General features: G+C 70.7%; 6 protein-coding genes and 1 pseudogene. 3 read left to right on the forward strand and 4 right to left on the reverse strand.

The features are described from left to right. Positions 1-1,237, reverse strand: a 1,237-nt coding sequence (locus ABZY11_RS40675) for a histidine kinase (protein WP_356483994.1), incomplete at its 3' end; no start/stop codon positions are given. 167 nt (positions 1,238-1,404) lie between these two features. Between ABZY11_RS40675 and ABZY11_RS40680 the strand changes: the two genes are divergently transcribed. The 3 genes from ABZY11_RS40680 to trxA all read left to right on the forward strand — a co-directional run bounded on the left by ABZY11_RS40680 (position 1,405) and on the right by trxA (position 3,613). After that, the gene (locus tag ABZY11_RS40680) at positions 1,405-2,763 is read left to right on the forward strand and encodes a cation:dicarboxylase symporter family transporter (RefSeq protein WP_356483995.1); all 1,359 of its coding nucleotides are present in this window, start codon (positions 1,405-1,407) and stop codon (positions 2,761-2,763) included. Positions 2,764-2,863: 100 nt separating this feature from the next. Continuing rightward, positions 2,864-3,268: a MerR family transcriptional regulator gene (locus ABZY11_RS40685; RefSeq protein ID WP_356483996.1), complete on the forward strand. Its 405-nt coding sequence runs from the start codon at positions 2,864-2,866 to the stop codon at positions 3,266-3,268. A 3-nt stretch (positions 3,269-3,271) separates the two neighbouring features. Then, positions 3,272-3,613, forward strand: a complete 342-nt coding sequence (trxA, locus tag ABZY11_RS40690; protein WP_356483997.1) for a thioredoxin — start codon at positions 3,272-3,274, stop codon at positions 3,611-3,613. A gap of 121 nt (positions 3,614-3,734) precedes the next feature. Here trxA and ABZY11_RS40695 read toward each other — a convergent pair whose 3' ends face one another. The 3 genes and pseudogenes from ABZY11_RS40695 to ABZY11_RS40705 all read right to left on the reverse strand — a co-directional run. After that, positions 3,735-5,054: a hypothetical protein gene (locus tag ABZY11_RS40695; RefSeq protein ID WP_356483998.1), complete on the reverse strand. Its 1,320-nt coding sequence runs from the start codon at positions 5,052-5,054 to the stop codon at positions 3,735-3,737. Positions 5,055-5,240: 186 nt separating this feature from the next. After that, positions 5,241-7,556 (reverse strand): 1,4-alpha-glucan branching enzyme, encoded by a 2,316-nt coding sequence (gene glgB, locus ABZY11_RS40700; protein WP_356483999.1) that lies wholly within the window; start codon positions 7,554-7,556, stop codon positions 5,241-5,243. A 255-nt stretch (positions 7,557-7,811) separates the two neighbouring features. Next, a pseudogene (locus ABZY11_RS40705) lies at positions 7,812-8,363 on the reverse strand (maltokinase); the annotation flags it as partial.

Genomic DNA, 8,363 nt, shown 5'->3' on the forward strand with positions numbered 1-8,363 from the left:
TGCCGTAGAGATAGCTGCGGGTGCCGTTCAGCGCGGCGCGGCTCAACGCGTCCACCTCGGCGGGCCCCATCGCCGGCCAGTCGGGCGTGTTCTCGGCGGCGCCCACCACCCGGTCGGTGAGCGTCTGGGCCAGCTCCAGCTCGGCCGTGGCGAAGCCCACCGCCTCGTCGGCCCGGCCCAGTTCGATCAGCGAGACGACGGTGTGCAGCCGGTTCGCCGCCTCGTGCGCCTGCGAGCGCAGGGCCTGGGTGAAGCCCCGCTCGGAGTCCAACTCGCCGGACAGCGCCTGGAGTTCCGTGTGGTCGCGCAGCGTCACGACCGTGCCGCGCTGCTCCCCGCCCACTACCGGACGGGTGTTGACCACGATCACCCGGTCCGCCGTCAGATGCAGTTCGTCGACCCGCTCCTCGGAGGCGAGCAGCGCACCGGTCAGCGACGCGGGCAGATCCAGCTCGGCGACCCTGCGCCCGACCGCACCCGGCTCCAGACCGAGCAGCTCCCGGCCCGCGTCGTTGATCAGCGCGATCCGTCGCCGTCCGTCTAGCATCAGCAGCCCCTCGCGCACCGCGTGCAGCGTGGCCTGGTGGTAGTCGTGCATCCGGCTCAGCTCGGCGGCGTTCATGCCGTGCGTGTGCCGCCGCAGCCGGGCGTTGATCACATACGTGCCGATGCCGCCGAGCGCGAGCGCCCCGCCCGCCGCCAGCCCCAGCGCCCCGAGCTGCGCCCGCACCTGCGAGGAGACCCGCTCGACCGTGATGCCTGCGCTGACCAGACCGGTGATCCGGGAGCCGTCCCGGACCGGCGTGACGACCCGGATCGAGGGGCCCAGCGTGCCGGTGTACGTCTCCGTGAACGTCTCGCCGCGCAGCGCCTGCGCGGTGTGCCCGAGGAACGTCTCGCCGATCCGGTCGGCGTCCGGGTGCGTCCAGCGGACCCGGTCCGGGGACATGATCGTGACGAAGGTGATCCCGGTGTCCCTGCGGACCTTCTCCGCGTACGGCTGCAGCACGGCGGACGGGTCCGGGGTACGGATCGCCTCCCGTACGGACGGTGAGTCGGCGATCGCCAGCGCGGCCGCCCGCACCTGCCGGGTCGCGGTCTCCTTGGCCTGCTCGCTGCCGGACACGTAGGCGAAGAACGCGCAGCCCGCCACCACGGCCGCCACCAGCACCACCTGCATGGCGAAGAGCTGACCGGCCAGGCTGCGCGGGCGGGTACGGGGGCGGGGGAGACGCATGCCCACAGTCTGCCTGGCCGAAATCCGATGAACGAAATGCACGCAACGGTGACCGGTGTCACAGAGAGCGAGATATTCGCCAAGGGTTTTTCCGGCTCCGATCCGCCGGACAGCCCTTGCGCCCCCAGGGACGGGGGAGTGACCCGGACGAGCCGAGGAGAACCCCCGTGGGAGTGGCAGCAGCCAAGCGGGACCGCACGCACTATCTGTATCTGGCCGTGATCGCGGCGGTGGGCCTCGGCATCCTCGTGGGCTTCGTGGCCCCGGACTTCGCCGTCGAGCTCAAGCCGATCGGCACCGGCTTCGTGAACCTGATCAAGATGATGATCTCGCCCATCATCTTCTGCACGATCGTGCTGGGCGTCGGGTCGGTGCGCAAGGCCGCCAAGGTCGGCGCGGTCGGCGGCCTCGCCCTCGGCTACTTCCTGGTGATGTCGACCGTCGCACTCGGCATCGGCCTGCTCGTCGGCAACCTCCTGGAGCCCGGCCAGGGCCTCCACCTCACCGAAGCCGTACGCGCCGCCGGTGAGAAGCAGGCGGCCGGAGCCGGCGAGTCCACCGTCGACTTCCTGCTCGGCATCATCCCGACCACGATCGTCTCCGCCTTCACCGAGGGCGAGGTGCTCCAGACCCTGCTCGTCGCACTGCTCGCGGGCTTCGCGCTCCAGGCCATGGGCTCGGCCGGTGAGCCGGTGCTGCGCGGCATCGGCCACATCCAGCGCCTCGTCTTCCGCATCCTCGCCATGATCATGTGGGTGGCCCCGGTCGGCGCGTTCGGCGCCATGGCGGCGGTGGTCGGCGAGACCGGCATCGACGCGCTGAAGTCCCTCGCGATCATCATGGTCGGCTTCTACCTCACCTGCGCGATCTTCGTCTTCGTGGTGCTCGGCACCATCCTGCGGCTGGTCGCCGGGGTCAACCTGATCGCTCTGCTGAAGTACCTGGGCCGCGAGTTCCTGCTGATCCTCTCCACCTCCTCCTCCGAGTCCGCCCTGCCGCGGCTCATCGCGAAGATGGAGCACCTCGGGGTCAGCCGGCCGGTCGTCGGCATCACCGTGCCGACCGGCTACTCCTTCAACCTCGACGGCACCGCGATCTACCTCACGATGTCCTCGCTCTTCATCGCCAACGCGATGGGCGACCCGCTGAGCGCCGGTGAGCAGGTCTCGCTGCTGCTCTTCATGATCGTCGCCTCGAAGGGCGCCGCCGGAGTCACCGGTGCGGGCCTGGCCACCCTCGCGGGCGGCCTCCAGTCGCACCGCCCCGGCCTGGTCGACGGCGTCGGCCTGATCGTCGGCATCGACCGCTTCATGAGCGAGGCCCGCGCCATGACGAATTTCGCGGGCAACGCGGTCGCCACCGTCCTGGTCGGCACCTGGACCAAGGAGATCGACCGGGAACGGGTGGACAAGGTCCTCTCCGGCGCGCTCCCGTGGAACGAGCAGATGCTCAACCAGGACGTGGAGGGCGCGGACGTTCCGGGGCCGCGCGACGGTGACGAGAAGCTCGCCGTGGCGAAGGCGTAGACCCACACGGAACACACCGGCGAAGGGCCGCCCGCGGGAACTCCCGCGGCGGCCCTTCGCGCTTGCCTTGACGTCCGCGTCAAGGTCTACCGTCGAGGCCATGCGAATCGGGGAGCTGGCCGAACGGGCCGGGACGACCACACGGACTCTTCGGTACTACGAGTCACGTGGACTGCTGCCCGCTCGGCGGGCCGGCAACGGCTACCGCGCGTACGACGAGGACGACCTGCGGCTGGTCCAGCAGATCCGGACCCTGCAGGCCTTCGGGTTCGAGCTGGAGGAGACCCGGCCGTTCGTCGACTGCCTGCGCGCCGGCCACCCGGCCGGTGACGCCTGCCCCGCCTCGCTCGCCGTCTACCGGCGCAAGCTCGGCGAGCTCGACTCGCTCATCGAGCAGCTCCAGGCGGTCCGTGCCCAAGTGGGCACACAGCTCGCCAGGGCCGAACTGGAGGCCGGGGCAGTGCTCCCCGGCGGTCCCGAACCACGTTGTGAACTGGGAGGATGACAGATGATTCATGCAGAGGGCGTGGCCGAGGTCACCGATGCCACCTTCGATACGGAGGTGCTCGCGGCGGACCTTCCCGTACTGGTCGAGTTCACCGCCGACTGGTGCGGGCCGTGCCGCCAGCTCGCTCCCGTGCTCAGCGCCGTCGCCACCGAGCTGGCCGGCCGCATGGAGGTCGTCCAGCTGGACATCGACACCAGCCCGGGGATCGCGAGCCGGTACGCGGTGCTGTCGGCGCCGACCCTGATGGTCTTCCGCTCCGGTGAACCGGTGAAGTCGATGGTGGGCGCCCGCCCCAAGCGCAAGCTGCTCCAGGAGCTGGAGGACGTCTTCGAGACGGTGTGAGTGGACGCTCGCGCCGAATCAGAAGCCGGATGCCGGAAACGCAGACGTACACCATGCAGTGTGTCGTCTGCGGTCCCGGTCTCTACGCCACGAGGGGAAGGCCGGTCGCCGGCTCGAAAGATCAGGCGACCAGCTGGCCCATCCACTTGAGGCCAGTGGGCAGCTTGTCCTTGGCGCAGCGTCGCTCCACGTAGCCGATCAGCTGGTCGACCGCCTGATCATGAGTCAGGCCCTTCTGGGTGTCCGAGACGTATTTCGCGGTGGCTTTGGCTCCGGAGACGGACCGGTCCTCGGCACTCGCCTCGTCGTAGCCCGAACCGATGGCACGCAGTAGAAAGACGTTGTCGGTGAAGACGGTCGCGAGATCGGCGAACGCGGATGTGATCCCTTCTCCCAGCCGGTCCTTGACCGGGCCCGACTGCGCATCGTCGTCCAGAATCCCGGTGATCTCCGGGCTGTTGTGGTGGGCCTGACGGAACCTCTGGAGGAACCTGGCGATGAACGCGTTGCTGCGGGCGGGATCGCGAAGCATCCCGAGGTAGCCGAGCTTCACCGCAAGCCTGTCGTCCAGCTTCTTGCCGCCCGCTCGGGTGGGAAGGACCTGCGGGGCCGTGAACCTGGAGTTGTTGTCGATCGCGGTGAGCCGTGTCGTCGGTGCGATGGCTGTCGCTGCCTGGTAGAGGAAGTTTCCGAGGTTGACCCTGCCACCCACTACCCGGTCGTCGTTGCCGAGGAAGGCATCGGCGACCATGGTGCGGCCGGTCTGCCGCAAGGCTGCCTCGTCGCCCAGGAATTGCAGTGCGGCATTGGCGTCCATGCCTTGCAGCGTGGCCCCCGGGGCTGTCTCCATGACAAGGAATGCCTGAGCGGTGCCCAGCTGATTCGGAATCTCTTCCGGGGTCCGGCCCACTGCCTGGTTGTTCATCAGGAGGTCATGGATCGCCTGTCCCTCACGTGAGGCGACCGCATGGCGGACGATCCGGGGCGCCCGGATGTCCATGTGCTCCAGAAACCGATGGGCGTATTCCACATTGCCCGTGGACGACAGGGGTTTGACCACGACCTCCGCCCCCGGCGGGCCCACGAAGAAGACTCCGTCGGCTCCCTCTCCCGAGCGCCGCACCGCTTGGCCGTGCCACGACGAAGGTGCGTCTTCGACGGTGAGCCGCTGGACGGAGAGTTCCGTGGGAGCGGGCACCCGCTGCACGGCCGGCTGCTGGGCCTGTTCGGCCTGGTGGTGGCCACACCCGGGGCTGTGCTGGTGCTGTTCCTGGGCCCAGGGGTGGCCGGCCTGGCGGAGCATCTGGACGACGGCGGCGTTCCCGGCGACGGCCTGCAGCGCCATGGGGCCCCGCAGCGGTGTCCCGCCCCCTGCGAGGGTGCGGGCCGCGGTACGGCCGTGTTCGGTCCGCGGGGTTCTGTCGTTCTCTTGGACACGCACGAAGAGGGGCCTTTCCCACACAGGAACAGCAACCGTTCCTGGATACGTGGTGGACGTTCGCGGGGCCAGGGACCAGAGGGCAGACAGGGGTGGCCCGAACGGGCAATGCCCGGCGTGCCGTGTGGCATCGGGACTTGAGGGCCCGCGACCGGGAGAACGAGACGGTCGCGGGCCACGTGCCGTGCCTCAGACCGGCCGGAACCAGACCGTCGCCAGCGGCGGCAGGGTCAGCACGATGCTGCCGGGCCGGCCGTGCGCGGCCACCGGTTCGGGCTTCAGCGGGCCGCAGTGGAGTACGTCACTGCCGCCGTACCGCGCGGCGTCGGTGTTGAGGACCTCCGCCCACGCGACCCGGTCCCCGAGCACCTCCGGGACGCCCACGCGGTAGTCGTGCCGCACCACCGGGGAGAAATTGCTGACCGCGAGGAGCGGCGAGCCGTGCGCGTCGTAGCGCAGGAAGGCGAAGACATTGTCCTCGGCGGCGCCGCCGTCCACCCAGTCGAAGCCCTCCGGAACGGTGTCGCGCTGCCAGAGCGCGGGGGTGGCGACGTACACCGTGTTCAGGTCGCTCACCAGGGTGCGTACGCCCCGGTGGTCGCTCTCCGCCGCGTACGAGGGGTCGAGCAGCCACCAGTCCGGGCCGTGCCCCTCCGACCACTCCGCCCCCTGGGCGAACTCCTGCCCCATGAAGAGGAGTTGCTTGCCCGGGTGGGCCCACATGAAGCCCAGGTAGGCCCGGTGGTTGGCGCGCTGCTGCCACCAGTCGCCGGGCATCTTGGAGACCAGCGACCGCTTGCCGTGCACCACCTCGTCGTGCGAGATCGGCAGGACGTAGTTCTCGCTGTACGCGTACACCATCGAGAAGGTCATCTCGTTGTGGTGGTACTTGCGGTGCACCGGCTCCTTCGACACGTACTCCAGGGAGTCGTGCATCCAGCCCATGTTCCACTTCAGCCCGAAGCCGAGCCCCCCGAAGCCGCCGGGGCCGACATGGTGGGTGGCGCGGGTGACGCCGTCCCAGGCGGTGGACTCCTCGGCGATGGTCACCACGCCCGGATTGCGGCGGTAGACGGTGGCGTTCATCTCCTGGAGGAAGGCGACGGCGTCCAGATTCTCCCGCCCGCCGCGCTCGTTGGGGGACCACCCGCCCTCCTCGCGCGAGTAGTCGAGATAGAGCATCGAGGCGACGGCGTCGACCCGCAGTCCGTCGACATGGAACTCCTCGCACCAGTAAGTGGCGTTGGCGACCAGGAAGTTGCGCACCTCGGTGCGCCCGAAGTCGAACTCCAGCGTGCCCCAGTCGGGATGCGCCGCCCGCGACGGGTCCGAGTGCTCGTACAGCGGGCGGCCGTCGAACTCGGCCAGCGCCCAGTCGTCGCGCGGGAAATGCGCGGGCACCCAGTCGACGATCACACCGATCCCGGCCCGGTGCAGGGAGTCCACCAGGAAACGGAAGTCGTCGGGTGTGCCCATGCGTGACGTCGGGGCGTAGAACCCGGTGACCTGATACCCCCAGGAGCCGCCGAAGGGGTGCTCGGAGACCGGCATCAGCTCCACATGCGTGAACCCGAGATCCCTTACGTACGCCGGGAGTTGGGACGCCAGTCGGCGGTAGGTGAGCCCCGGCCGCCAGGACGGCAGATGCACCTCGTACACCGACAGCGGCGCCTCGTGCACCGGGACGTCCCCGCGGTGCGCCATCCACTCCTGGTCCCGCCATTCGTGGTGCGAGGCCGTCACGATCGAGGCGTTGGCGGGCGGCACCTCGGCGTACCGGGCCATCGGGTCGGCGCGCAGCGTGTGCGAACCGTCCGGACGGCAGATGTCGAACTTGTAGAGCGCGCCCTCCCCGATCGCGGGCAGGAACAGCTCCCACACCCCGGTGGAGCCGAGCGAACGCATTGGGAAGCCGGTGCCGTCCCAGTAGTTGAAGTCCCCGACGACCCGCACACCGCGGGCGTTGGGCGCCCAGACCGTGAACCGGGTGCCCGCCACCCCCTGGTGCTCCATGGGCTGCGCGCCGAGGGCGGTCCACAGCTCCTCGTGCCGTCCCTCGCCGATCAGATGCAGATCGAGATCGCCGAGCGCGGGCAGGAAGCGGTACGGATCCTGCACCTCGATCTCGTTGTCCTCGTAGGCGACCAGGAGCCGGTACTCGGGCAGCGCGGGCATCGGCAGCAGCCCGGAGAAGAAGCCGTCGCCGTCGTCGTGCAGCTGCGCCCGCAGCCCCTTGGCGAGCACGGTCACCGACCGGGCGTGCGGACGCAGCACCCGGAAGATCACACCACCCCGGACCGGGTGGGCGCCGAGCAGGTCGTGCGGGGCGTGGTGCTCACCGGCGAGCAGCCGGCCCCGGTCGCCGTCGTCGAGAGGACGCGCCTGTCGTACGCCCCGGCTTCCGGTGCCCCGGCGGGGGCGCGACGGCGTGGCGTCGGCCCGCGCGGCCGCCGGCTTCTTCCGTCCGGCCGGGGCGGCCGGTTCCGGCGACGGCGCTGCGACCACCGCCTCGGCCGGGCCCGCCGAAGAAGCCGGGGATGCCGGGGAGGCCGGAGGAGCCGGAGATGCCGGGGAGGCCGGAGGAGCCGGAGGTGCCGGGGAAGCCGCCCCGTCGGGTGTCTTCGGCAGGGCTCGGGGGGCCTCGGTGGGGGCGGGCTTTTTGCGGGACGGCTTGCGGGCGGTCACGGGGACAGCCTCCTCGGAGGGTGTGGAGGTGAAGCGGGGGACAAGGGAGCGGCGGCGGGGGTACGCGCCGGGCCGTCAGTCGTCGGCGGTGGCCAGCCGGTGGATCGCGGCCATCGGGACCGGGAGCCAGTCGGGCCGGTGCCGTGCCTCGTACAGCACCTCGTACACCGCCTTGTCGGTCTCGTGGGCGCGCAGCAGCTCCGGTTCGCTGCGCGGGTCGACGCCCGCGGCGCCGGCGTACCCCTCGCAGTAGGCGGTCCGGCAGCGGGCCGCCCAGTCGTCGTTCCACGGGCGGTGCGAGCGGGCCGCGTAGTCGAAGGAGCGGAGCATCCCGGCGATGTCGCGCACCGGGAACTGCGGCCGTCGGCGCTCGGGCAGCGGTCTGGCCGGTTCGCCCTCGAAGTCGATCAGTGACCAGAAACCGTCGGCCGCGCGGAGTGTCTGGCCGAGATGGAGATCGCCGTGCACCCGCTGGGCCGCCCAGTCGCGCCCCCGGTGCCCCAGTGCGGCCACCGCGTCGAAGGCGGTCCGCAGCCCGGGGACGTACGGCGCGAGCGCCGGTACCGCCTGGGCGGCGGCCTCCAGCCGGCGCACCATCCCGGCGGCCAGGTGCGCGGTCTGGGCGCG

It is taken from the genome of Streptomyces sp. NPDC006510 (assembly GCF_040611955.1).
Classification (GTDB): domain Bacteria; phylum Actinomycetota; class Actinomycetes; order Streptomycetales; family Streptomycetaceae; genus Streptomyces.